Raw genomic sequence first — 23721 nt, forward strand, 5'->3', positions numbered from 1 at the left:
ATCGTTCGAGCAAGATCACTATTAGTTCGTACCCCCCTCATTCATGAAAAATAGTAATCAATTTTATTAAAATTATAAATTAGACGTGTAGTTATTTTCAGCGTAAGCTAACACTTGTCATTGCATGTATAACACATGAGATTAAGTATAGGAGGATATATCATGATAATTGCTTACGAGAATGAATTTCGAGGAAAACGTGTTCTAGTCACAGGAGGTACGAAAGGGATGGGCTTGGCGATTGTAAATAGACTCGCGCATGCTGGCGCTACTGTACTCACAACCGCTCGGTCGGTCCCGACGGATTACCCAGTGCCTAACGTTCACTTCATCCAAGCTGATGTGACGAATGCTGAAGGTACAGCTCTAATCGTGAAGGCTGTGAACGAAAAGTTAGGTGGTATCGATATTCTTATTAATACCGTAGGAGGTTCATCTACGCCTCCAGGTGGAGCGCTGGCATTAACAGAGGAAGATTGGATAGAAACCATACAATTGAATTTGCTTAGTTCTGTCCGTTTGGACACATGTTTGCTTCCACTTATGGTTGAGCAAGGTAAAGGCGTTATCCTTCACATAAGCTCCATTCAGAGAAAACTGCCGCTCTACGAAACTACGTTAGCTTATGCAGCCTCCAAAGCCGCCTTGACCACCTACAGCAAGGGCTTATCTAAGGAATTCTCCCCACAAGGGATTCGTATTAACACAATTGCTCCTGGCTTCATTCAAACGGAAGCCGCGGATCGCATGATCGACCGGATTGCCACAACGGCTGGAAGCCGCGAGGCTGCTCTGCAAGAACTTATGAATTCCCTCGGAGGCATTCCGATTGGACGACCAGGCTTACCCGAGGAAGTCGCGGAGCTCGCAGCGTTCCTCGTTTCCGATCGAGCTGCCTCTATTACCGGAAGTGAATATGTGATTGATGGCGGCACTGTGCCTACCAGTTAATAGGATTCCCATTTTATTAAAATATACTTGTTACCAAGCATCGCTCCCTAATAAAAATCCCCATCGTCAGCCTGACGATAGGGATTTTATTACTTGTCCAAAGCGAAGTTAATCATTATTCGAATTTGATTCCATTTGAGCATCCTTGATTCCATACCCAATCTTTTTAAGCAGTTCAATCAGCTGAAGCTTCTCTTCATCCGTAACAAAGGACAAATTGTTCGAAATTGTATTCACATGATTAGGGAAGATGGTATCAAAGTAGCTGCGTCCTTGTTCTGTTAGTACAACATTTGTTTTACGTCGATCACCTGGAATCGGCAGCCGTTCCACGAGACTTTTCTTTTCCAGCTTATCTACTACATATGTGATACTCCCGCTTGGTATCGAAAAAGTATCACTTATTTTTTGAATGGGATGTGGACCTTTGTTGTAGAGAAACTCAAGAATTCGAAAGGTTTCCATACTAAGACCATAGCTGTCAATATCACGTTCTAAGTTGCCGTACAGTACGTTCACCATATTGTTTAAAACCCGTATAAACCTTAAATCTAGTGCCTTACCTTCTGCATTGCGTTCAGTCATTCTGCAACCACCTTATCTAGCTTTGTTATACAAAGGATAATCGACTTCGGTTGGAACTTCAATTAAAAATATTCGAAGCGTCTCATTTTCTGCGTGAATCATGATATCTGCGTCTTGGTCCGATTGAACGATAGCAAAATCTCTATTCTTAAACTGGACCGAATCTTGTCCCGTGCTCGTGAAAGAGCCGCCTTGTCCTCTAATTGCTAACCCAGCAAGCGTGCGGTTCGGCAACAGTCTATGAACATACGAGGCACCTGCTTCAACCTCAATATCATACATTTGTGCATCCGCTACGAGTTGTTGGACGGGTGAGCCTTCACCCAAAATGGTTTTGACGTTTACGCCAGCTTGTCGTGTCTGTGGGAACTGCTCGTGTTTGTACAGTGAATAAGTTGGCTCTCGTCTCACCGCTTCATTCAAGTAAGGCTCAAGCCAGATTTGAAAGCTTTCGAAGCCCGCTTCAACACTCTCAGCATGCTGCATACCTGAGCCGGCTTGCATGAGCTGAATATCACCAGCATGCATTGTGCTTTCTGTACCTAGTGTATCTCTGTGAAGGCCTTCACCAGTAATCCCGTAGGAAAGGATTTCAAAGCCTTGGTGAGGATGAAAACCAATGCCTCCAGCCGAGGCAGCTTGCCCCCAAGCCCAATAGAATAAGGGACCCAACCTAACCGTAACTGCTCCTTGGCCTGAGAAACCTAGCGGTTTCTGCGCCCTAATTTTGCCTCTATCGAATTCTTCTTTACCTTGATGTTCAGGACCTAGGACTTGAATGTTCATGTGAATCGCTCCTTTTGTGTTCGATCTGATGTATTATTTATTTCATTTAATATCCTATAATTATTATATCTAATAATATATAATATATTCTTTATATAGGTATTCGTCAACATGTAAAAATAAACAGAAAAAACATTTTCCCCATCAATCCTCCTGTTATGCCAATACACATAGCAAAAAGGATCCCAAGGCAACAAGCCATGAGATCCTTTCTATACACTTATGCATGTTTAAATTGATTGAGTATTGTTTGTGCTTGATCTACGGTTTCCAGCACGATGCTTGCTGCACTTTGGCCAGCAGTGAGCATCCGTAATCCCTGTCCTGCCCAAAGAGACATATAGTCGGAATTATGTTGCTTAGCCGCAGCATTGCGAATATCTCTTGTCGCGGTATTTTGAGTCGGGAACGGAAGGGGCTCTACCCCATTCTTCTCCCAATCTTTGATAAATTCATTCGCGATACCTCTTGCAGGCCGTCCTGAGAATACGTTTGTAATCAATGTGCTTTCCTCACTGCTAGCAAGCAGCTTTTGCTGATAAGAGATATGTGCACCTGATTCGATAGATGTCAGGAACCGTGTCCCCATCTGGACTCCCTGTGCTCCAAGGGCTAGTGCAGCGACAAGTCCACGACCATCCATAATCCCGCCTGCGGCAATAACGGGGACATTAACGCGCTCGACAATTTGCGGCACTAATGCCATGGTACCTATATTAGCACCCATGGGACGATTTGTAATATCAAATGTCCCGCGGTGTCCTCCTGCTTCACTACCTTGCGCGACGATAGCGTCGCATCCCGCTTGTTCAGCAAGTATCGCTTCTTCTACGGTAGTCACCATCGTAACAATTCGAATGCCCGCAGCTTTGGCTTGCTCTGTCATATTAGGAGGGAGTACGCCAAAAGCTGTACTGATCACCGGTACTTTCTCCGCTAACAAAACGGCGAATTGCTCCTCAAAATGATCTGGCGTCTTTACATCATCTGCCGGGATCTGAGTTAAACCAAGTTTAACTCTCATTACATTCAATTCCCGTTGAACTTCAACGGTTCTCGTATTGTCATCCTTAGCCTGAGTAACAAATAAATTGACGCCGAAGGGTGCATCTGTTAACTCCCGAATGTCCCTAATGGCTGTACGGATCGCTTCGGGCTCCATGTAGGCAGCCCCCAACGTCCCCAATCCACCTGCGTTAGATACAGCAGCAGTCAAGCTCACTGTACCTGGCCCTCCAGCCATGCCTGCTAAGAAGATTGGATATCGAATTTGAAAGACGCGGCAAAGAGCTGTATTTAGGTTAATGTTCTTCTTCCTCCTATCCCTTTAACGGGAAGAGCGTTGATTGCGGAACTCAAGTGCAGGCAGTCCGCCCCATCCCCAATTGTCCAACTCGACTTCCTCTATAATAACATGAGTGGATTCTAAAGGCTTGTTAAGCACATTGAGTAAAAGCTCGCTGACACCTTTGATAAGCGTTGCTTTTTCTTCAGCTGTAACAGACTGATGTTCAGGAGTAGTTCCTTCACGGGTTACTTTAATAGTTACGACTGGCATAGTAATGACCTCCTTGAAATTGGCATTCGCTGCAATGCATAAGAAATCTATCTACTAAAAGGTAAATAAACTGCCGCATAATTAGTTTACCCAGCTTTAATTAATTTGGCTACCGATACAGTACGTTTCGCTTGATGAACAGCTGCATCGCGGGCATCTTCTTTTATCGCCCCATTTTGATCGACAGTTACACTAGTACCGTAAGGATTTCCTCCCGCTGTAAATACAGATGGATCCGTAAATCCAGGAGCGGCTACAATTGCACCCCAGTGGTACATCGATGTATACAACTGCAGAATAGTTTGTTCTTGACCTGCGTTCGGATTCTGTGCAGAAGTCATCGCGCTCACGACTTTATTGACCGTTTTACCTTTGGCCCAAAGACCGCCTGTTGTATCGATGAACTGTTTCATTTGTGCTGGAAGATTACCGAAGCGAGTAGGCATACTAAAGATGATAGCGTCAGCCCATTCCAAATCCTCTAAAGTAACAGTAGGAACATCTTTGGTTTCCTCTAGATGGGATTTCCAAGATGGACTCGTATCAACTACAGACTGTGGTGCCGTTTCTGGTACTTTCAAAATCTTGACATTAGCCTCAGCTTGAAGCCCTCCTTCTGCTGCCCATTGCGCTAATTGATAATTCGTTCCATTGGAACTGTAGTAGATGATAGCTAGGTTTACTTTAGGTGTTGTCAATTGTTCAGACTCCTTTTTAAATAGGTTTTTGAAAATATTCACTGTGTTTCACTCCAGGCTTTCATAAATTGTTCAGGAGATTGCAACCCTGATAAACTGACTTGCTCATTAATTACAAAGAACGGAACCCCTCTAATCCCTAACTTTTGCGCATTCTTTTGACCTTGTTCTACTTGATCAAGTCCCTCGCCTTGCGTTAGTCGTTTTTTCAATTCCGCACCGTCAGGTATTCCTGCGTCTTTGGCAATGGCTACAAGCTCATCGATATCGCCTATATTAATCCCATTTTCAAAATAAGCAGTATAAATCTTTTCAATCAAAGTTTCTTTCAAGTTCACTGGTGTAATGGCGATTAACTGATGAGCTAAAGTCGTATTCGGTGTAAATTTGACTCGGTCCATATTGTACTTCAATCCATAAGCGTTACCGTATTCTTGATATTGTTTTAAACGGGACTCGAATTGAGCAACGCCGCCTAATTTGCCAATCATCACTTGTCGATAATCTTCGCCTTCAGGCCGAATTCCGTAATTAATTTGGAAAGCATGATAACGAACGGTTACCTTCGTATCTTCAGGAAATTGTTTCACCGCGTTCAACATACTCGTGGTTCCCATCCGGCACCATGGACAAGACACATCCATATATACGTCAATTAATAAGTCTTTCATTGGGTAACCAACACTGGTTTTACTGTTTTTAAGTGATTCATGTAATCTTTTGTGCTTTGTGCTAAACGTTCAGCAGTAACCGTGGACGTATCATTGAGTGCAAAGTGTGGCAAATACGTACCACTAATAAATGCCGTTGTGGCTTCCATTGGACGTAATATTTCTTCTAGGGTATAACGATTAGAACCTGTTGGTTGATAAGACTCAGCTGTCCCATAGGTTGAAACTGCGACTCCGAATTGTTTTCCAGCTGTTTTGTTGCCATCAGGTCCAAATGCCCAACCGTATTGTAAAACAGAGTCCATCCATTTTTTGAGCAAGGAAGGTGCGCTGTACCAAAATAGCGGATATTGCAAAATAACGCGATCATGCTCTTCGATTAGTTTTTGCTCTTTGGCTACATCGATATTTTCATCAGGGTATTCTTTGTATAATTCATGAGTCGTGACATCACTTTGCTCTTGTAGGGCTTCCAGCCAAGCTTTATTCCAGTTAGATTGCTCAATATTCGGATGTGTAATAATGACTAAAGTTTTCATAGTATAGTTGCTCCATTCTAGTTATCGTATTTTTTTATAATGAATAGGTAGGCCTATTAGTCAAATCATTTGTTTTCAAAGAATGCTACATTTTTCATGAAAATACTTTCCTGTTTGCTTAGTAAGGGACCATCCAGTTCGGAAACTCGTCTCACTTCGATCCACTCAGGATCATTGCGGAAACGTTCATAATTCAAGTTGCGCATCTCCATATTAGGGTGCTCAACCACATAATACAGCCGATTATTTGCTTCATTGATATCTTCCCAATACTGCGTAACCGTCATTCCATGCTTCGCAAATAAAGCAATGACATGATCTCTGAATCTATTATGAAGAATGTTCATTTTGCCAGGATTCACGTCATAAATGCGCAGTTCATATAACATGTTCATCTACCTCCACAAACAAGTCGTTTTAGGTTACTTATTGCTTTATTCTTACCATTGACCCGCGTTTTGACCGCCATCTACATGAAGAATTTCCCCAGTTACGAAATGCGCGGACTCCAGATACACAATGGCTTTTACGATGTCTTCAACCTCACCCATACGGCCCATCGGATGAACTTTTGCTAAGAAATCGTGCGTTTCAACAGCATGCATCGGTGTTTTGATAACCCCTGGTGCAACAGCATTTACGCGAATACCTTTGTCAGCAAACTCAATGGCCATCGACTTCGTTGCTGTGTTCAAGCCACCTTTGGTTAATGCGGCAAGAACAGTTGGCACGGCTTTTATCGGCTGTTCCGCGACACCACTTGCTGTAATGTTAACGATATGGCCGGAACCTGCTTTAAGCATTTCAGTCACAGCACGTTGCGTTACATGGAAGAAACCAGACAAATTCGTAGACAAGACAGATGCAAATTCTTCTTCCGTATACTCAGTGAATGGTTTGGCAATAAAGATGCCCGCGTTGTTCACCAGTGTGTCGATACGACCAAAGCGTGATATTCCTTCTTGAATTATGCGTTCAGCGGTTTTCGGATCTGCAATATCGCCGGCAACATAGGCAACTCTTGCTCCTGATGGATCGATTTCTTTTGCAACCTCAACAAGTGCTTGTTCACGGCGGCCATTTAAAACAACAGATGCGCCTTGTTTCGCTAATCCAATTGCTACTGCTTTACCAATTCCACTACTTGCCCCAGTAATAACGACTACTTTATTTTCTAAATTCATATTCAACATCTCCTCGTTTGTTCTACCTATTAAAAGGTAGGTATTTGGTGAAAAATAATCCGCCTTTATTTAACTAAAGCGGACATTAAGTTATTGGTGATCTGTTCGAACTTACTGGTATCATGAAAACTTCGTGAAAGTAACTGTGCACCTTGCAATGACGCAAGAAAATGATGTGCTTGTACTTCCGCGGTACCTTCAAACTTCAGCTGTCCATCACGCCTGCCCTCTTCCATCACTCGTTCCAACCACGCTAAATTAGCCGTGAAGAACTTCGATAACCCTGTCTGCACTTTGCCTGATAAAGTTGCCAGGTCAGCCGAAAGCGTGACACTTAAGCATGTGCAATACTCTTGAACAGGTCCATTATAAAGTAAGATGAACTTGCGAAGCTTGTCAACATTGTTCGACGTATCTGCATCAACTTGATCCACATATACAATGAAACTTCGAAGATACCTGGTTATCAACGCTTCCCCTAAATCCTCCTTGTTCGGGAAGTAATAATGAATACTGGCATTTCGTATACCTACTTTTTCGGCAATGTGCGAGTAGCTGAATCCGTTAAATCCGAATTGCTGCACAATCGCCTGGGCTGTGTCTAGAATAAGTTCTGACGTGTTTTTGCTGTTGTTGTTTTTGTTCATGAGGTTATTCTACCTTTTAGTAGGTAGTATGTCAACCCTAAAAGTTGAAGTTGCAGAAACCCTGATTATACGTACCTTTTTGGCTTGATCATAACCATCTTCCTACTTGTAGTTTGGCATAAATGAAGAAATATCCGCATAACGATCTAAATCAAGGAGATGTGTACAGGAGGTTGAATCATGGAAGATAACAGAGAGTTACCTAAGAAGCCTGATCATCACGATGGTCGCCCTTCATGGACTGGCGACACACCAGCTCAATTTCATTCCCAAACCGTTGGAGAACGAGGACCCGTGCTGGAACAAGACAGTATGCTTCATGAAACCTTAGAGACATTCATACATACGAAGATTCTCGAAAGACCCGTCCACGTAAAGGGCTATGGCGCTTTTGGCTATTTTCAGACTGTGAACTCGATGGCCCCCTATACGAAGATGTGCTTTCTGCAGAAACCAGGTCAACAGGTTCCAGTCACCGTCCGATTCTCCCTTGCTGTAAGTAACAAAGGCACCCCAGACACTTCCCGAAATGTGCGCGGCTTCTCCACCAAATTTTATACGGAGCAAGGCGTTTTCGATTTACTATGTAATCACATCCCTGTCTTCCTAGTGCGGGATGCGATCCGATTCCCCGAATCAATCAAAGCCTTCTTACCCTCACCGGTTAATAATTTAATTGATCCTGAACGTTTCTGGAGTTTTATTGCTCGAGCGCCAGAAGCTACTCATTTCCTTGTCCGACTATACTCGGATGCTGGAACCGTCAAGAGTCTCCGTCATATGCCAGGTCATAGCGTTAACACCTATGTATGGAGGAATGAGCAAGGTGTTCGTACCTTTGTGAAATATCTCTGGTATCCACTGGCAGGCGTTCAGTATATCGATAGCCGCGAAGCAGCCAAGTTAGCTGGCGAGAATCCCGATTATGCTGGTAAGGACCTCTTTGATTCCCTTGCGACAGGAAAGCCCATCGAATACGGGCTGTATGTTCAGTTGATGGATCCTAAAGTCGCTGAAACGCTGCCCTATGATCCTTTAGACGATACCAAGGTATGGGATGAGAGACAATTTCCACTGGTGCCTGTAGGCCGGCTCGTCTTGAACCGCAATCCTGACGACTATATGGAGCAAGTTGAGAAGATCGCCTTCTCCCCCTCTAATCTAATAGAAGGAGCCGAACTATCGGACGATAAAATGCTGCAGGGACGAACGAATATATACTCGGATTCTCAGAGGCACCGGATAGGTTCAGATTTCCGCAAAATTCCGATCAATCATCAACAAAACTGGACACCTCGTTCACAAGTAACCAGCGGCGAAGGAAGATTTGTAGAGGGTCGCCTCGTTCGCTCTGATATCCCTGATCCTGATAATTTTACACAAGCGGGTCAGTACTATAACTCCCTCCCTCCCCTTCAACAGGAACATCTAGTAGAGAATTTGTCTGCCGATCTTTCCAGCATCTCTACGGATACACAACGAATTGTACTCAGTTATTTATCCCAAGCATCGGAAGAGTTGGCCAACAGAGTTTATCGGAAAATGGAGATGCATCGACAAGGTTAATTATGTGAATTTGCTTATCGGCTGCCCGCGGAGGCGGCCTTTTTGTCGTTTCTTCTCCTTGTAAAATGAATAATCTGGGACCGCTGGATCTATTTACACCGGTTTTGAACGATGAATTTAAGCTTATTTTCATCTTCGCTACATCTTCATTTTATATACTTAAAGTAGCTTTATTCTTGTAAGGCGACTATGTCAGACACAAATTAGTGAGCGTATGTTGATAGATTCGGTGATTCGATCCTTTATCAAATAGATAAGAAAGTAGGCATGACATCCATGAAGCTAGCGGGAATCAATTACAAACAAGAGCAAAGCGTAAGCTGGCTGAAACGTTCGTTGTTGATTGGAACAATATTAGTAGGTTTATCGGCAAGTTTTCTATTCTTAACGCCGCCAGGAGAGAGAATCCGTTTATTCCTCGCGGACACCTTTATTGCTACCCAGCATCGTGACTGGGCATGGATTTTCGTAGGCGTGAAGAAACGGGACGAAATGATCCAAGATGTTATGCAAATGAGTGAAAACAACTCGATTGAGAAGCAAGATTTGAATGCAATCACGATTCAAAAGCAGGATGGTAAGATCATTGATGTACAAGACATCGCTGGACACGGCTGGGTTGGCAAGAAAATGTACGTCTATGATCCAAGAGCCATTCGTGTTGTTGTTCCAAGCAAGGTGGGCCAAGGGGAAACGATAAGTTCAATGGTTTCTCGTACTGGCGCACTTGCTGGTATTAATGGCGGAGGATTCGATGATCCGCAGGGGCTGGGCAACGGTTTTGCTCCTATTGGGGTTATTATGTCTGGAGGTAAGATCTTGTATACGAGTGTTGATGGCACAGTGCCACAACAAGTCGTTGCCTTTGATAAGACGGGAAAATTAATTATTGGGAAATACTCGATTGAAGAACTGTTAGACTTGCATGTAACCGACGCTGTATCCTTCTACCCGCGTATTATCGCGAATGGAAAAGCACTACCTATCGTGGGAGATGGTCTTAACCCGCGGACAGCCATTGGTCAACGCGCAGATGGTGTTATCATCATGATTGTCATTGACGGACGTCAAACCAAAAGTATTGGCGCTTCATTAAAAGATGTTCAGGACCTTTTACTGAAAGAAGGCTGTGTCAATGCTGGATTCTTAGACGGTGGAGCATCATCTGAAATGGTCGTGGGGAGTGAGTTAATCACGCATCCTTCAAGCCGATATGGTGAAAGAAGACTGCCTTCAGGTCTCCTTATCTTTGAACATCCTGATAAAATTAATGTCCCAAATATTTGGGAAGGTGTCACTCACATTGATCCTGGTGGTGCTTATGATCATCCAGGTTATCAAGCGGAGCATAACAAGTAAAAAAGAAGCTGTCTCAAAAGTCAATTTCGACTTTTGAAACAGCTTCTTTTTTTTGTAAATGACTATGCGTAATAAACCTGCTTCCCGCTATCTAGCTGCCCCACATTAAAACGTATTGTAGACATTTTGACATTCTTTGGCGGTCGGCTCATAAAAACAGTGCTTCTTGTAACGTCCAGCTTTCGGCTGATTATACCACGTATCCGGACATGGTCCAGGATTGTCAAACGTGCCCGGTCGAAAATACCAGAGTGAAAATTTACCTGGCCAAACCCGCTCCCCATTTACAGCACGCTGTGCTAGGCGACGCTCTCTTTCTCTTGCATTTTGATAGTACAACCCATGCTGCAACGCTTCAAACGCATGCGGTTGGTTGATCATTTGGGGAATTGTCCGGAGATTTTTAAAATCAGAGCAATTCGCTCTTATTCGATTAATGCCAACATTCCCAACAAGCAGCATACCCGTTTCGCCTTCGGTCTCAGCCTCAGCTCGAAGTAACCTTGCCAACATGTCGATATCCTGCTTTCTAGCTTTTACGACTGCCATTCGCTCACCTCAATTGAGTATATGTCTAGACCCATCATATTGTAGGTTAAGCGGAAATGTGACTTACTTCCCACGAAACGATAATTTAATCTGGTTGTCTTTCGCTCGCAGCGAAAAGGTAGAATCCAACGAGCCTTGCAGCACTTGAAACGGGCTATATTCGAATTGATCATACACCATGTGCAGCTCTCTTTCCGTTGCATGTGTGATCCGCGGCAAGCTTTGAGCGTTTGCATCATATTTGGGGATCCATATGAGTTGATCCGCGTTCTTATCCATTGTTATTGACATAGAATCATCTTCGAGTGTCACAGTAATCGTTCCACAGGCCGTACCTGTAAATGAAAGGATGGCTTTGCCCTCTTCCTCCTGATAGGCAATATGCTCAAATGTGAGTGGAAGCAGTTGTCCGTCAGCGCTATAAAATGGATATATCCCTGCACGGATGTGATTGCCGCTCCATCGATACCCATCCATAATCGGCAGATTGTTAAACTGTAGTTGGTTGCCTGTACACACTTCATCCACATAACGCTCCCGATAATTTTCACAAAATAAGTGCATATCCCTAATCCAGAACCGTTCGTTCTCTGTATACCAATTAATGCGGTAATACTTACTGTTGTACCATACTGACGTATGCCCTTCTTCCATAGAATCGCTAAAAGCAGCAACCACAGATGCTGGCGTTTCGGTGTAGGTTTGCTTAAACCAGCAGCCTGTTTCGCCAAGTGTTTCAACGTCTAGTACGCCTTCTTTTTGAAGGTTTGCTAGCTGTTCCAACTGATAAGTAAGTCCTTGACTCATCTTCTCCCAGCCAAAGCTGTTCTCTTGACCAACCTGGGTATAGCCAAATGAAAGGCAATTGCCACTAAAGTTTTCTTTCAAGTACCAATCCGTCCACGTATTTACGCCACCACCCAGCGTATGATAAACAGGTTCAAGCGTGATGACAGGCTGATGGGCAGGTGCGCCGGTCTCTAGATTCAAGCCGACATCATATTGGTGAATCGGATCAGAACCCAGCATACGCAGGATTGGAATGTTAATCTGTTGTTCAAGCGTTTGTGCGGGACTAAAATAGTTATTGCGGCTTGGATAATATCCTTGATTATAATAGCCTCCCCAGAGATTATAGCCGTCAGTACCCCACTGATCCTTACAAATACATAGGGCATCGATCTCGTATTTTTCGGACAAATAGGTAATTGTATGAGCATCCAAGCTCCAGGAACCAATGGATCTAGGGAATTTGTGAAACACGGCATAATAGTCATTCATAATCGTATCAATGATCTGCTCCCGTTGTCTCTGTGTATATCCGACCGTAAATCCACAATGCGCATGCCAATCCCAAGGAAAACGGCCTTTCCACGGGATTCCTATTTTGTCTGTCAGCGGTTCTACAACCTCTAACCATACTCCAAGCTCTATGCGTTCCGTATCTATTTCATCGAACAAAGACGTATATTCGGGACTAATCAATGCATCATATTGGAACAAAAATGTTCCTTTTAGCTCATGCTTCTTAAGCAGCTTTAGTTGCTCCACCACAGGTTTAACCAAATCAATAACTCTGCCCGGCCTCGGCTCTACAGCACGAATAAAATTAATAATGTTGACAATCTGTCTTTTCAAATGAAACCCTTCTTCCGTTGGTTATAGGATTGATTTAAACAATCATATAACTTAAAATGCTTTCTAGGGAGTCAGAATCCAACTTGAAATGTGGACAAATCAACGGGAGTGGTGGGTGTGAAGCAGCAAGCTTATTATCGCAATATATGGGATACCGACAATGATTACGCTGTTCATGACACTTATCTCATTGTTAACTGTACGGGATGTCAGGTTATGCCGAGTCGATATGTGGCCAATTCCGTTCGGAATGATTATTTCTTGTTGTATATGGTCAAAGGCAGCATCCGTGTAGAAGCAGGAGACATTGCCACCTCTATGACACCAGGTGAGTGTCTCATCTTCACACCTCATCTCCCCTTCTATTTTGAAAGTGCTGGAGAGCAGGAACTGGTGTATGTCTGGGTTCATTTTTCGGGAAGCTCGGCAGACGAAGTATTGAAATCTTGTGGATTACACACAGGCAATGTGTACTATGTTAGCGGTGTGGAAGTGATCATCCAAACATTCCAGTCGTTATTTCAAGTATTTTCTCAAAGGGATTTATTTTTACAACTAGATGCAAGCCAATATTTAATTTCATTGTTGGTGTTCATTGGTCGAAATGTGCAGAAATCTAAGTTATCATCCGCCAGCCTTACAAATCGAATCGAATCCTCCTTGCGATTTATCCATGAAAATTTTCATCATCAATTAACCTTACAACAGCTTGCTGATATGGAACATCTGAGCGTTAGTCATTACAGGACTGTCTTTACTGAATCCTTAGGGATGTCACCCTATGAATATATTTTGTTACAAAGAATGAATCGTGCCTGCGATCTACTGCGCAATTCACCATTAAGCGGTGCCGAAATTGCCGAAATGATTGGATATCAGGATCAACGCTATTTCAGTCGCTTATTCAAAATAAAAACAGGCATGACGCCTCAAATGTATAAAAATAGAAAAAATGAATAAAGCAGAATGCCTCTGGCATCCTGCTTTATTCATTGCTTTTTAGCGTTTAATACATGAAACGAATATGTAATCTTTCAGGGCGCCCCAATGAAAAATGGTCTTCGCGTATACATGGAGAATGCCACCTTTTGCAACTGCTTTTCTTCACTACCTTCGATTGTGTAGGGGATCGTTAAAGGAGCCTTCATACTGACCACATACTCACCGAAGGGAACTGGCTTTCCGTCAGAATCTTTCCCATCCCAGTCAAATGTGATCATCGCACTCTGCATTCTCGTTTCAAACGTATAATTGAGTACAGGCAGCTTGCCGCTCCACACAACTTCCTGCGAACGTTCAAAGAAAGAACCTGTTACTCGAGATATTTCAATAACAAGATTGTCTGCCTGCTTAAGTATGATCCTGTCATCGCTTGCATTCATCCATTCGAAGCGTATAGGAACTGGTTGGCCATAAGGGAAAATGCCATTAGATCTATCAGCACCTCGGTTTGTATCTAAACCAATCAACGGAGCTAGTGGAAAACCACTCTTACCTCCCGTGGAATCTGGATCGTACCGGAACTGTTGCCAGTCTCCAACAATCAACTGATTCTCAATACTGTTTGGTGGGATATACGTCTCCGGATCCGCCTCTGGTTCCGTAACATAAACCCAAGCATCCCCAAGCCAACTGCTCCGAATATGATGCCAACCGCTGCCGCTCTCGAACGCGGAAACGACTTGTGGTGCAAGTGTTCCCCTTATGTTAGCTTGACGATTGGGGTGTTCATAGAGTGGCGTCTTTTCATTAAGCTCAATTGTTTCATTTCGAGTTTGTAAGTCTCTCGGCAGCGAATACGACAAATTGATCCATTGCTCTCCCATCCAAGTATGGATATGAAACCATTCTCGATTGATTCGTTCAAAGGCGGTCACCGACTGTGAAGAACTCAAATAGCCGTTAACTTGTGAATCCCCTTCTGGAACATCGAAAATAGGAATGCTTTCGTTCAAAGTAATGGTTTCATCCACTGGAATGCGATACGGAACAAGTTGATGCTTCGGTTTGATCCATTGGTAACCTAACCAAGTCTGAATTCTGTCATATCCGTTGATCGTTCCCACCGATTTAAGGGGCTGCGGAGATATCGTATTGGATGTTTTCCTTTGTTCGGCTGGTTCATCGTACAGGAACTCTATCCCTGTAGTTTGAATCCATTCAAAGAAGTCTTCAGGGTATTCGGGGTGTACGGGTTTAATCCACGTTTCCCCCTGTTCCGTCGAAACTTTATACCATATCAGTGGATCTGCTTCTTGAATAAGATGTGATTGCCATCCTGATTCGGCTTCAAGCACATTCACTACTGCAGCGGATGTTGTTCCGATTTGTTTACCATTAGGAGTATCATACATAGCCGTTTGTTTCTCTGTCAGTATGAGTATTTTAGGCAGCTTCTTAGCTAGGAGCTCCGATTGGACGGCGGCAGCCGGTGAAGACAACAGTTGCGATAAAACAATCGACGATACGAAAACGCAAGCGAGCACGATGTGCTTCAATACCTTTCACTCCCTTTAAAAAAGACATTCCCTTCTACGCTTCTATACTCAACCTACAACTTCACGTAGATTAATACCAAAATAAGATAACAACGCTGCGTCAAACGCTTCAGGCGACTGTGGCGTAAACGTACTTACGCCTTCCGCATTGAAGATGCGGAACTCTTGATTAGCAACAGTAAGCCGTCCCCCTGGTGTTCGTTTGGCAACTATCGGATATTTATTGAAAATTGAATCCGGCGATTGCTCACACCAGAAACTCGCAAACAGATAGTCATTCGGTAACTGTGGCTCCTCTGTAAAGGTGTAAATACGATGCCAACCGTTGTTTTTCTGTTCGCACAGCGACCAACCGAAATAGGTATCTTTCTCGAGGCGATAACACTCGTCGCCTTGCTGTTGTTCCAGATTTTCAATGAAGGCAACTGATCTAAGCGGCACCATACCGCCAACCCCGACGTCGCAGAGATAGTTGACACCTTCCGCTTCGACTTTCAGGACGTGATGACGCCGTTTGGGTGGGAGATTCGCCTCATCGCGCCAAAATCGAGCAACCAAGTCCGTCACCGTGTAACCCAACTCACGAAGCAGCCAGCCGAATAAGGCATTTAATTCAAAACAGTACCCACCACGCTGTTGTATGACAATCTTTTGATAGAGATCCTGTGGATCAAGAGATAATGGTTTATGGGCTAGAATATCTAAATTCTCATAAGGTACCGTGTATAAATGCCGTTCCTGCAGATCTGCAAGCGTCTTTGCACTACCATTTAGATCACCTTGAAAACCGATACGCGCTAAATAACTTTGAATTTGGGAATTGGTATTTGTATTCATGACTAGTACGACACCATCCTTGAGAGATTTACTTACTCTGATGAGAATTGCTGGTAAACAAATCATACCATGAGAAACCCTCATTATCCTTCTTTTTTGTGAGGATAGGACAACAGGCACAACAAAAAACCTCATCATCCCTTTGAGGACATGACAAGGTTTTTCGAATCTTGAACGATTGTTTATTTGTTACCTTCCAAACATAGCTTAACCAAATCATCCACATGAGCGGTTGCCAAGCACTCTACTGTATCCGCTGCACCGTAGTAGATTTTCACTTCACCATCATCTTCCAGCACCATGCCTCCGGGGAAAATTACATCATTACGGAAACCGCCATCTGTTTCATAGCTCACTTCAGGAGCTAGTAATGGTTCTTGATAGAGACCGATGACCTTTTGCGGGTTGTCTAAATCAAGCAGCATAATGCCCGCTGTATAGCGTTTTTTCCATGTTTTTTCCCAGCCATTTTTGCCACGGTTAGGATCAATATCAACAGCATGAATGGTCGTCAACCATCCTTTGGATGTACGAATTGGCGGTGCAGCAGGTCCAATTTTATCATTAGCATACGGAACATGCTCGACACCTAGAACTAGGTCAGTTTCTCCCCAGTACTTAAGATCAGGCGACTTAGAAAGCCAGATATCAAATTGATCTTTACCGCGGCTGTACACCGGGAATGGACGCTCCAAACGCACATAATTACCATTGATTTTCTCAGGAAATAGAACCATATTCCGGTTGTCCGGTGCTGACATCGACAGGATTTCGAAGCGATCGAAATCATCTGTCACAGCAATGCCGCCTCTGACACCATGACGCGTATCAACAGCGAAACACATGTATACGCGACCATCCATCACTGTTAATCTAGGGTCATATACGCGTGTAATTTCCTCATCATAAAGCTTCCAGCAAGGGCGTGATTGCACATCCCAGTGGATACCATCTTTACTGTACGCAAGCCCTAGATCTGTTGTATGTGAGGGTTCTAACGTTTCATTCTTGACGGAGCCGTGGTCATTACGGAACACCATGACATACTGGCCTTGGAACTTGGTGACACCTGCATTGAATGTAAGCGCTGTCGGATAGGGCACGGAATCTGCCGTAAGAATTGGGTTAGCTGGATGTCTAGTAATAACAGAGCTTGATTTTAATGAACCGATGGTTAAAGTCATCTGTGTTCCTCCTTCAATCTTATCTGACTTTAGGTTACAATAGGTGTGCTTACTATACTTATCAATCCTTGAACAAACCTCTCATTTCTTGAATAGGCAGTGATTCTATGACCTTTCCCATGAATAAGCAGCTATCGGATTATCCAAATATCGGATCCTTCCCGTTTCATTTATCGATTAATCGGGTTGATCAGCATTTCCCTAGCCATCGTCATGATTTTCTAGAATTCTCTTTGGTCGTAGATGGCCTCGGATACGAAACCGTCAACGGTCGCACACATCCCATGAAACCTGGAACCTTTACATTACTGCTTCCATATCAAGTACACGAAATCACTGCAAGTCCTGGCAGTCCTTTAATCTTGTTCAACTGTATGTTTGGCTTAGAGTTGCTTGGTGACCCCGCTGAACGACTGCTTCTTTCGGATCATAATCCGTTCCTAACTCACTATGATCTCAACACGGAGCAATGTGAGTTCATAACCCAGAAGCTTCAAGCCATGCTGCGTGAATATGAGTTGCCCGCAGATATGTGGCAGCCGCTTCTCTTGAAAGGTGAGCTCCAGCGAATCCTTGCCTTCCTGCATAGGCTTCAGCCAACTCCTTCGCGTCAGCCGATTTCGGAGATGCCTTCCAAGACGGCTCTGCCTTGGGCGATATTGCGATATATTCATATGCATTATCGGGACCCGCTTACGTTGGAACAGATCGGCGCTCATTTTCATTGCCACCCGTCTCGCGTAACACAAATATTATCCCAACATCTAGGAGTAACCTTTGTTACACTGCTACAGGAGACCCGTATTCGTCATGCGTGCAGTTTGTTAACGACCACTGAGATGAAAGTGACTGATATCGCGTTTGAAGTAGGCTACGAATCCTTTGCCAGCTTTAGTCGTAATTTTCTTAAGCTTGTAAGCAATTCTCCTACACAATATCGAGCATCCATGCGTGAGAAGTTGAAGTGAAATCACAAAAAACCGATCGAGAATGATCCTGATCTCGGTCGGTTTTTGATTATAAGTACTTTCTTATAAGTAACTACCTATACAGATATAAATCGAATCAAACCAAGTAGGGCGAAAGAGAATAATACGATGCCAGCACCTATTCCTGTAATCGCGCTGTTCGCTACTTTAAGTTTAGGAGAAACGACTATAGCAACCAGCGAGACCGCTACCATTAACGCGGCTAGTATCCACAAGCTGGGATCTTTAAAGACACTTTTTAAACTAATAAAATGAATGCCGACGATAAAAGCGATCCAAGGAGCAACATACGCTTGACGTTTTCTCCTGATAAGGACAAATGCTCCTGCACCGCCTACCACAAATTCAGCATAAAACGAAATCAAATAATTACGAAAAGCATATGCTTCTGACAATGCGGAGGGTGCTTGCCAGTTCTTCACACTTAAATAGACACCTAACAAGCAGACGAGCAGTGCTATTCCGGAAGAAATCCCCAGATAAATTCGCCAACTTGCCCTAGGATTCTCTTGTGCCCAACCGAACCAGACGAAGCTAAACAGGCCAAATACAGACGCATACATCGCATAATCCCTTATGTATTCCAATCTCATTTCCCCCCTGTTCATCATTTCGATCCGATGTCTCCCCCTCAATCCCGCTCAAGACTTCAGAGCGGAATTAATTCAATCTTCGCACAGGTTCACCGGACAGATAAGCTTCAATATCTTCCACAACGTCTCTGTAAAATGCTTCATAATTCGCTTTCGATACATAACCGATATGTGGTGTTGTAAGCAGGTTTGGAAGCGATCTATAGATATCATCTTTAGGCAAAGGTTCCACATCGAATACATCTACCGCGGCACCTGCAATTCTGCCAGACTGTAGAACATCTGCAAGTGCAGCTTGATCTACGATTGGTGCACGTGATGTATTAATTAGATAAGCTGAACGGCGCATCCGATTGAGTTCATCTGCCCCAATTAAACCTCTAGTTCGATCGCTTAGAACCAGGTGAATCGATACGAAATCGCTGTTTTCCAGAAGTTCCTCCTTCGAAGCGGCTAATTTCACGCCAACCTCATCGGCCCGCTCTTTCGTCAAATTCTGGCTCCACGCAATGACATCCATCCCGAATGCCTGACCGAATTTCGCGATCTTGCCGCCAAGTTTGCCAAGTCCAAGCACACCAAGTGTCTTACCGTACAAATCTGTTCCAAGCGTACTCTGCCATTGACCGCTGCGAATAGCGTTATGCTCGACTACGATGTTTCTAGCGAGGCCTAGTAGTAATGCCCACGTGAGCTCGGCTGTTGCATTGCCTGCTCCGCCAGTTCCACAAACAATGACGTCTTGTGAAGCTGCAGCCGTCATGTCGACCGATGCATTGCGCATGCCTGTAGTGATCAGCAGCTTCAAATTCGGAAGCTGAGCAAGCAACGATGCACGGAAAGGCGTTCGTTCGCGCATAATCACGATGATGTCACAATCAGAGATCTGTTCGAGCAGTTCCTCTGGTTGATCAATATGATGTCCGATACTTGTAACCTCAACTTTATCCAAAATCCGCTCCCAGTTCGTGGAAGTTAAAGCGACTTGCTGGTAGTCATCTAAAATCGCACAACGAAGTTTTTTCATTCCTTTGTCTCCTTTATTACATCCTATCATCCAGCGATCTAACTACAATGAAACTATCGCCAGTGTCTGTCATCTCGAACAGTTTACATCTTGATTCAGGCATTTTGAATGGGCGATGGAGAATAAGCATCCAGGTTCCCTCGAATGTTTGGAACATCATGCCATGCCCACTGTCTTCTTTCACTAGTGGTGGGAGTTGTTCCCAAGGACCGGCCAGCCTACCCGTTGTTGAGCGAGCAATTGTCTGTACGTAACTGTCTGCTTCATAACTCGACCATAACATGATGAGATGTCCACCCGACGTTCTGTATAAATGGCAGCCATCTGTTACATAAACACGAGTTTGATCGTCAGTCGGCCTCTCTTCTTTAAGCCAAGGTGCTTCCGAAGCGTTGAACAGATGAACCGGCTCACCAACTGCTTCAGTTAAATCATCAGTCAATTGTACGGCCTCTATGGTACCATCGATCGTCTGGATCCACTCATGGCAGTACACCATCCATGGTATTCCGACTTCATCCACATATAAAGTGCCATCGAGCGTCATCATCGTCTCCGGCAGCACATGTGCATGTTCATTTATTAACCTAAAAGGCCCTTCTGGCGAATCGCTGACAGAGATGATAGTGCCTCTCCAATGCTTAGCATATCCATGAATAGGCTCACCTTCCAGTTGACGATCCTTATTGTGCAACGTAACGAACAGGTAGAATCGACCTTGATACGCATGGACTTCAGGTGCCCACGCACCATGCTGCGGGTGTGCCCAACAATCATCAGGTACAGTGAAAACCGTATAAGGGCCTTCCCATTCGGTTAAGTTGGTGCTTTTGTAAGTAATAATGCCATAACGTTCCAACCCATGCAACCTAGGAGTGGCACCTGTATACAAGTAATACATACCTGTACGGCTATCCGCAAATATGAAAGGATCATGGGCAGGAATATCTGCTAAGCGGTGACCTTTTTGTGGCTGAGTAACATCGCATGTTAAGTGATAGACAGTCAACTGGTATCAACTCCTCTGGTTGTTGAAATGGTCGAACTCTGATTGGAATTGCCTTCTCCTTTCATACTATCATTTTCAGCATCAGAATTGGATGTTTTTTCCTTATAGAATGTCAACAAAAAGAACAGGCTGCTGATGCACCTGCTCTTTATCTGTCGACACTCGTTAACCGATTTGGAAAATAGGACGTTCTTTGATGTAATGCACGGGAATGTTAGGGAACCGGGTAGTCAGCTTATCCGCCACAAGTTTCATTCCTGGCTCTTCACTCTCTGCATGACCAATAACGATTAATGCCTTTTGTTTTCCTTGATAGATGGCGTCTCTTACATATTCAGGTGTTTCCCATTCCGGACCTTCCCCGTAAATAACCAGATCAAGTTGTTCCTTTGCAAAAAGCGGTAGCACGTTCTGAGCTCCACCACGATAACCAGCGAGTACGCCTATTTTCGAACACTTCATCCCAAGATCACCTAGCACTCTAACATACGTAATGCCAAGGCATTTCTTCACATGTTCTACAAGGCAACTTACCGTTTCAGTAGGAATATGCAGGACGGAAGAAGCCGCATAATGCTCCCTTACGAAAGGTAGCCAATCGAGTGCCTGAATCAGCCCTTCCGTGACACCGTCAGGTTTATAACGATGGTAATAATCATGGAATCGAAATAGTGCGATACCCGATGCTTCAAGAAGCTGTCGCTTTTCCTCATAGATAGAATCCTTATGCAAGATGGTCGTATCATCATGATGCGAGAAGAAAGCTCCCTCATGAGCAACGATGAGATTAGCTCCTCTCGCTTTCGCTTGCTCTATGACATATTGCGTAGGCATGAAGGCCGTAACGATACCCGTCACTTCTGTGTCCAGATGGCCGAATTTCAACATATCTACGGTCTGCTCGAGCCTTCCTACTGGGGCTATTAACGATTCGATAACGGTTTGTATTTGAACACGCATGGATTTGTCCCTCAAGTCATAAATGTACTTACTGCTTACTAACTTCTCTACCGTGTAAAATCTCAAGCAGCGCATTCATCATATCATAATGGACCAAATGGCTGCATCAAGTTATCACTCTAGTATCATTTATCTTGAATTTGGCGCATCGCACCAAGAACTAAATTGTACCCGTCTGGATCTTGTATGTAGGCATTTTTGAACTCCCAATTTCCATGCGCCCCCGTAAAGGGCTCCGTTGCAATCATTCCACCTTTGCCACGTACTTCTTCAATCAATGCGTCCAAATCTTCCCAAGTCACATGAATAAAGGTATCCCAAGCCTGGTCCGGACCTTCCCATTCAGTTGGATAATCGGAACGCTTTTGCGATACACGATTTGGCTGCACATCTTCTGTAGAGACCGCTTGTTGTAAAAGAAAGCACATACGATCGCGCTCAGCATGGCCCCATTCGTCAATCTTGCAACCCAGCACATCTCTGTAATAGGCCTGTGATCTTCCTAAGTTGGAGACCAATCTAACTTGAATGGTTTGACCGAATTTCGCTTTCTGATTTGCTGAAATCTGTTGTTCAAACATTGTCGAGTTCTCCCTTCGTTCTCAAAGTAAGTCCTAGCATAGTATATTCGACTGCCTACCATAATTTTCCTGTTTAATCATAGATCAATACTGTGATATCACTCCAAAAAAGTGGTTTATCCTGGTAATTTACGATGCAACCCTCTGAAAACCGCAAACGAACAAGAATACTATACAGACGTGAATACCACCTCCAAGCTACGCCTTACTACAATCTAAGGAGGAAAAAGTAATGTTCAAACAGTTTGATAAATTATATGGGATTGATTTAGGTACTTCCAACACCGTTATATTTGAAAAAGGAAAAGGTATTGTGCTCAACGAGCCATCCGTCGTCGCTTTTAACCTACAAACGGGTGAATTACTAGCGGCAGGAACTGAAGCACAAGCGATGATTGGTCGAGCCCCTGCTCATGTGGAGATCACGTATCCTTTAATCAATGGTGTCATTGCTAATTTTGACAAGACAAGCATCATGTTGAAATATTTCATCAAAAAGATTCAAGGCAGATCCTCGTTTTTACGTAGTTCACAGATTTACATCACTGTGCCTTGTGGTATTACCAACGTACAGAAGCGTGCAATTGAAGAAACCATTGTTCACAAGGGAGCCAAGAAAGCGATCGCAGTTGAGGAGCCGCTTGCAGCAGCGCTTGGAGCTGGACTTATGCTCGATGAACCCATTGGACATTTGGTACTTGATATCGGTGGAGGCACATGTCAAGTAGCCGTTTTGTCCCTTGGAGGCATTGTCGCAAGTCATACGATTAACCAGGGAGGTCTCTCGATCGATCGTGACATCATGGAATATGTGAAGCGGCAGTACAACCTAGAAATTGGAGAACGAACCGCTGAACAGATTAAAATGGAAATTGGAACTGCCAGCACTTCAACGGAGGAGCGATCATTAGACATTCGTGGACGTGATCTAGTTGATGGATTACCCCGTTCCATTCGATTGGTCTCCAGTGAAATTTACACCGTCGTCAATGAATTCTTAGGTTCACTCATTGAAGCGATTCGGGCTACCTTAGAGCTTTGCCCACCAGAGCTTGCAGGAGATGTCATGGAGCAAGGGATATTGCTATGTGGCGGTGGCGCCTTGTTGGAAGGGATCGATGAACGGATTCGTGCCGAAACTGGGGTTGCCGTGCATATCGCCGATCAACCGCTCATATGTACGGCACTGGGGACAGGTCAGATGCTTGGCGTTTACAAATCCAAAAGTAGACACCTCACACATGAACGTGAGTCAGAAGAACAAATAGCGGTGAGTCAATAGAAAAAGCTTAGTCTGTGAGCGTCGGCCCAT

General features: G+C 44.0%; 26 protein-coding genes. 6 read left to right on the top strand and 20 right to left on the bottom strand.

Going from position 1 to position 23721, the window contains the following annotated elements:
* Positions 1-162: 162 nt before the first annotated feature.
* On the top strand, positions 163-951 hold the full coding sequence (locus tag AC58QM_RS21640; RefSeq protein ID WP_497286926.1) for an SDR family oxidoreductase: 789 nt from the start codon (positions 163-165) through the stop codon (positions 949-951).
* Positions 952-1059: 108 nt separating this feature from the next.
* Here the strand turns inward: AC58QM_RS21640 and AC58QM_RS21645 are convergent, their stop codons facing one another.
* The 10 genes from AC58QM_RS21645 to AC58QM_RS21690 form a co-directional block, all read right to left on the bottom strand.
* Positions 1060-1536, bottom strand: a complete 477-nt coding sequence (locus AC58QM_RS21645) for a MarR family winged helix-turn-helix transcriptional regulator (protein ID WP_497286927.1) — start codon at positions 1534-1536, stop codon at positions 1060-1062.
* A 12-nt stretch (positions 1537-1548) separates the two neighbouring features.
* Entirely contained in the window at positions 1549-2322 is a 774-nt protein-coding gene (locus tag AC58QM_RS21650) for a pirin family protein (RefSeq protein ID WP_497286928.1), read from the bottom strand.
* Between the two features lie 220 nt (positions 2323-2542).
* Positions 2543-3628: an NAD(P)H-dependent flavin oxidoreductase gene (locus AC58QM_RS21655; protein ID WP_497287109.1), complete on the bottom strand. Its 1086-nt coding sequence runs from the start codon at positions 3626-3628 to the stop codon at positions 2543-2545.
* Between the two features lie 21 nt (positions 3629-3649).
* Positions 3650-3880 (bottom strand): tautomerase family protein, encoded by a 231-nt coding sequence (locus AC58QM_RS21660; RefSeq protein WP_497286929.1) that lies wholly within the window; start codon positions 3878-3880, stop codon positions 3650-3652.
* Between the two features lie 86 nt (positions 3881-3966).
* On the bottom strand, positions 3967-4578 hold the full coding sequence (wrbA, locus tag AC58QM_RS21665) for an NAD(P)H:quinone oxidoreductase (protein WP_497286930.1): 612 nt from the start codon (positions 4576-4578) through the stop codon (positions 3967-3969).
* A 38-nt stretch (positions 4579-4616) separates the two neighbouring features.
* Complete coding sequence (locus AC58QM_RS21670) at positions 4617-5249, bottom strand: DsbA family oxidoreductase (protein WP_497286931.1); 633 nt, start codon at positions 5247-5249, stop codon at positions 4617-4619.
* Complete coding sequence (locus AC58QM_RS21675; RefSeq protein ID WP_497286932.1) at positions 5246-5788, bottom strand: NAD(P)H-dependent oxidoreductase; 543 nt, start codon at positions 5786-5788, stop codon at positions 5246-5248. The genes AC58QM_RS21670 and AC58QM_RS21675 overlap by 4 nt, the downstream gene beginning before the upstream one ends.
* 65 nt (positions 5789-5853) lie before the next feature.
* The gene (locus AC58QM_RS21680) at positions 5854-6177 is read right to left on the bottom strand and encodes an NIPSNAP family protein (RefSeq protein WP_497286933.1); all 324 of its coding nucleotides are present in this window, start codon (positions 6175-6177) and stop codon (positions 5854-5856) included.
* A 51-nt stretch (positions 6178-6228) separates the two neighbouring features.
* On the bottom strand, positions 6229-6972 hold the full coding sequence (locus AC58QM_RS21685; protein ID WP_497286934.1) for an SDR family NAD(P)-dependent oxidoreductase: 744 nt from the start codon (positions 6970-6972) through the stop codon (positions 6229-6231).
* Positions 6973-7037: 65 nt separating this feature from the next.
* The gene (locus AC58QM_RS21690) at positions 7038-7619 is read right to left on the bottom strand and encodes a TetR/AcrR family transcriptional regulator (RefSeq protein WP_497286935.1); all 582 of its coding nucleotides are present in this window, start codon (positions 7617-7619) and stop codon (positions 7038-7040) included.
* A gap of 180 nt (positions 7620-7799) precedes the next feature.
* Here AC58QM_RS21690 and AC58QM_RS21695 point away from each other — a divergent pair, with 180 nt between their 5' ends.
* Complete coding sequence (locus tag AC58QM_RS21695; protein WP_497286936.1) at positions 7800-9185, top strand: catalase; 1386 nt, start codon at positions 7800-7802, stop codon at positions 9183-9185.
* Positions 9186-9452: 267 nt separating this feature from the next.
* Positions 9453-10544 (top strand): phosphodiester glycosidase family protein, encoded by a 1092-nt coding sequence (locus tag AC58QM_RS21700; protein ID WP_497286938.1) that lies wholly within the window; start codon positions 9453-9455, stop codon positions 10542-10544.
* A gap of 105 nt (positions 10545-10649) precedes the next feature.
* Here the strand turns inward: AC58QM_RS21700 and AC58QM_RS21705 are convergent, their stop codons facing one another.
* Both AC58QM_RS21705 and AC58QM_RS21710 read right to left on the bottom strand, forming a co-directional pair.
* Positions 10650-11093 (bottom strand): cell wall hydrolase, encoded by a 444-nt coding sequence (locus AC58QM_RS21705; protein WP_173109105.1) that lies wholly within the window; start codon positions 11091-11093, stop codon positions 10650-10652.
* A 63-nt stretch (positions 11094-11156) separates the two neighbouring features.
* Positions 11157-12731 (bottom strand): hypothetical protein, encoded by a 1575-nt coding sequence (locus AC58QM_RS21710; protein WP_497286939.1) that lies wholly within the window; start codon positions 12729-12731, stop codon positions 11157-11159.
* Between the two features lie 117 nt (positions 12732-12848).
* Here AC58QM_RS21710 and AC58QM_RS21715 point away from each other — a divergent pair, with 117 nt between their 5' ends.
* A complete protein-coding gene (locus AC58QM_RS21715) occupies positions 12849-13691 on the top strand; it encodes a helix-turn-helix domain-containing protein (protein ID WP_497286940.1) in 843 nt (280 codons plus the stop codon).
* 74 nt (positions 13692-13765) lie between these two features.
* Here AC58QM_RS21715 and AC58QM_RS21720 read toward each other — a convergent pair whose 3' ends face one another.
* The 3 genes from AC58QM_RS21720 to AC58QM_RS21730 all read right to left on the bottom strand — a co-directional run bounded on the left by AC58QM_RS21720 (position 13766) and on the right by AC58QM_RS21730 (position 17250).
* Positions 13766-15229 (bottom strand): flagellar hook assembly protein FlgD, encoded by a 1464-nt coding sequence (locus AC58QM_RS21720; RefSeq protein WP_497286941.1) that lies wholly within the window; start codon positions 15227-15229, stop codon positions 13766-13768.
* Between the two features lie 48 nt (positions 15230-15277).
* On the bottom strand, positions 15278-16066 hold the full coding sequence (locus tag AC58QM_RS21725; RefSeq protein WP_497287110.1) for an arylamine N-acetyltransferase family protein: 789 nt from the start codon (positions 16064-16066) through the stop codon (positions 15278-15280).
* Positions 16067-16248: 182 nt separating this feature from the next.
* Positions 16249-17250 (bottom strand): glycoside hydrolase family 130 protein, encoded by a 1002-nt coding sequence (locus AC58QM_RS21730; protein ID WP_497286942.1) that lies wholly within the window; start codon positions 17248-17250, stop codon positions 16249-16251.
* A gap of 107 nt (positions 17251-17357) precedes the next feature.
* Here AC58QM_RS21730 and AC58QM_RS21735 point away from each other — a divergent pair, with 107 nt between their 5' ends.
* On the top strand, positions 17358-18218 hold the full coding sequence (locus AC58QM_RS21735) for a helix-turn-helix transcriptional regulator (RefSeq protein ID WP_497286943.1): 861 nt from the start codon (positions 17358-17360) through the stop codon (positions 18216-18218).
* A 77-nt stretch (positions 18219-18295) separates the two neighbouring features.
* Here AC58QM_RS21735 and AC58QM_RS21740 read toward each other — a convergent pair whose 3' ends face one another.
* From AC58QM_RS21740 to AC58QM_RS21760, 5 genes are all read right to left on the bottom strand, one after another.
* Positions 18296-18832 (bottom strand): hypothetical protein, encoded by a 537-nt coding sequence (locus AC58QM_RS21740; RefSeq protein ID WP_497287111.1) that lies wholly within the window; start codon positions 18830-18832, stop codon positions 18296-18298.
* A gap of 67 nt (positions 18833-18899) precedes the next feature.
* On the bottom strand, positions 18900-19859 hold the full coding sequence (locus tag AC58QM_RS21745) for a D-2-hydroxyacid dehydrogenase family protein (protein ID WP_497286944.1): 960 nt from the start codon (positions 19857-19859) through the stop codon (positions 18900-18902).
* 16 nt (positions 19860-19875) lie between these two features.
* On the bottom strand, positions 19876-20868 hold the full coding sequence (locus tag AC58QM_RS21750) for a glycoside hydrolase family 43 protein (RefSeq protein ID WP_497286945.1): 993 nt from the start codon (positions 20866-20868) through the stop codon (positions 19876-19878).
* Between the two features lie 165 nt (positions 20869-21033).
* Positions 21034-21828, bottom strand: a complete 795-nt coding sequence (locus AC58QM_RS21755; RefSeq protein ID WP_497286946.1) for a Nif3-like dinuclear metal center hexameric protein — start codon at positions 21826-21828, stop codon at positions 21034-21036.
* A gap of 125 nt (positions 21829-21953) precedes the next feature.
* Positions 21954-22409 carry a VOC family protein gene (locus AC58QM_RS21760; protein ID WP_497286947.1) on the bottom strand — a complete coding sequence of 152 codons (456 nt, stop codon included), beginning with the start codon at positions 22407-22409 and terminating at the stop codon, positions 21954-21956.
* 232 nt (positions 22410-22641) lie between these two features.
* On the opposite strand from AC58QM_RS21760, the gene AC58QM_RS21765 reads away from it, so the two are divergent.
* Complete coding sequence (locus tag AC58QM_RS21765; RefSeq protein ID WP_497286948.1) at positions 22642-23691, top strand: rod shape-determining protein; 1050 nt, start codon at positions 22642-22644, stop codon at positions 23689-23691.
* The last annotated feature ends 30 nt before the right edge of the window (positions 23692-23721 follow it).

The organism is Paenibacillus sp. J22P165 (genome assembly GCF_059692015.1).

Excerpts from the sequence above, each read along its gene's own strand:
- AC58QM_RS21640 (WP_497286926.1), top strand. The coding sequence starts at position 163 with ATGATAATTGCTTACGAGAATGAATTTCGAGGAAAACGTGTTCTAGTC.
- AC58QM_RS21645 (WP_497286927.1), bottom strand. The coding sequence starts at position 1,536 with ATGACTGAACGCAATGCAGAAGGTAAGGCACTAGATTTAAGGTTTATA.
- AC58QM_RS21650 (WP_497286928.1), bottom strand. The coding sequence starts at position 2,322 with ATGAACATTCAAGTCCTAGGTCCTGAACATCAAGGTAAAGAAGAATTC.
- AC58QM_RS21660 (WP_497286929.1), bottom strand. The coding sequence starts at position 3,880 with ATGCCAGTCGTAACTATTAAAGTAACCCGTGAAGGAACTACTCCTGAA.
- AC58QM_RS21670 (WP_497286931.1), bottom strand. The coding sequence starts at position 5,249 with ATGAAAGACTTATTAATTGACGTATATATGGATGTGTCTTGTCCATGG.
- AC58QM_RS21675 (WP_497286932.1), bottom strand. The coding sequence starts at position 5,788 with ATGAAAACTTTAGTCATTATTACACATCCGAATATTGAGCAATCTAAC.
- AC58QM_RS21680 (WP_497286933.1), bottom strand. The coding sequence starts at position 6,177 with ATGTTATATGAACTGCGCATTTATGACGTGAATCCTGGCAAAATGAAC.
- AC58QM_RS21685 (WP_497286934.1), bottom strand. The coding sequence starts at position 6,972 with ATGAATTTAGAAAATAAAGTAGTCGTTATTACTGGGGCAAGTAGTGGA.
- AC58QM_RS21690 (WP_497286935.1), bottom strand. The coding sequence starts at position 7,619 with ATGAACAAAAACAACAACAGCAAAAACACGTCAGAACTTATTCTAGAC.
- AC58QM_RS21695 (WP_497286936.1), top strand. The coding sequence starts at position 7,800 with ATGGAAGATAACAGAGAGTTACCTAAGAAGCCTGATCATCACGATGGT.
- AC58QM_RS21700 (WP_497286938.1), top strand. The coding sequence starts at position 9,453 with ATGACATCCATGAAGCTAGCGGGAATCAATTACAAACAAGAGCAAAGC.
- AC58QM_RS21705 (WP_173109105.1), bottom strand. The coding sequence starts at position 11,093 with ATGGCAGTCGTAAAAGCTAGAAAGCAGGATATCGACATGTTGGCAAGG.
- AC58QM_RS21725 (WP_497287110.1), bottom strand. The coding sequence starts at position 16,066 with ATGAATACAAATACCAATTCCCAAATTCAAAGTTATTTAGCGCGTATC.
- AC58QM_RS21730 (WP_497286942.1), bottom strand. The coding sequence starts at position 17,250 with ATGACTTTAACCATCGGTTCATTAAAATCAAGCTCTGTTATTACTAGA.
- AC58QM_RS21735 (WP_497286943.1), top strand. The coding sequence starts at position 17,358 with ATGACCTTTCCCATGAATAAGCAGCTATCGGATTATCCAAATATCGGA.
- AC58QM_RS21740 (WP_497287111.1), bottom strand. The coding sequence starts at position 18,832 with ATGAGATTGGAATACATAAGGGATTATGCGATGTATGCGTCTGTATTT.
- AC58QM_RS21745 (WP_497286944.1), bottom strand. The coding sequence starts at position 19,859 with ATGAAAAAACTTCGTTGTGCGATTTTAGATGACTACCAGCAAGTCGCT.
- AC58QM_RS21755 (WP_497286946.1), bottom strand. The coding sequence starts at position 21,828 with ATGCGTGTTCAAATACAAACCGTTATCGAATCGTTAATAGCCCCAGTA.
- AC58QM_RS21760 (WP_497286947.1), bottom strand. The coding sequence starts at position 22,409 with ATGTTTGAACAACAGATTTCAGCAAATCAGAAAGCGAAATTCGGTCAA.
- AC58QM_RS21765 (WP_497286948.1), top strand. The coding sequence starts at position 22,642 with ATGTTCAAACAGTTTGATAAATTATATGGGATTGATTTAGGTACTTCC.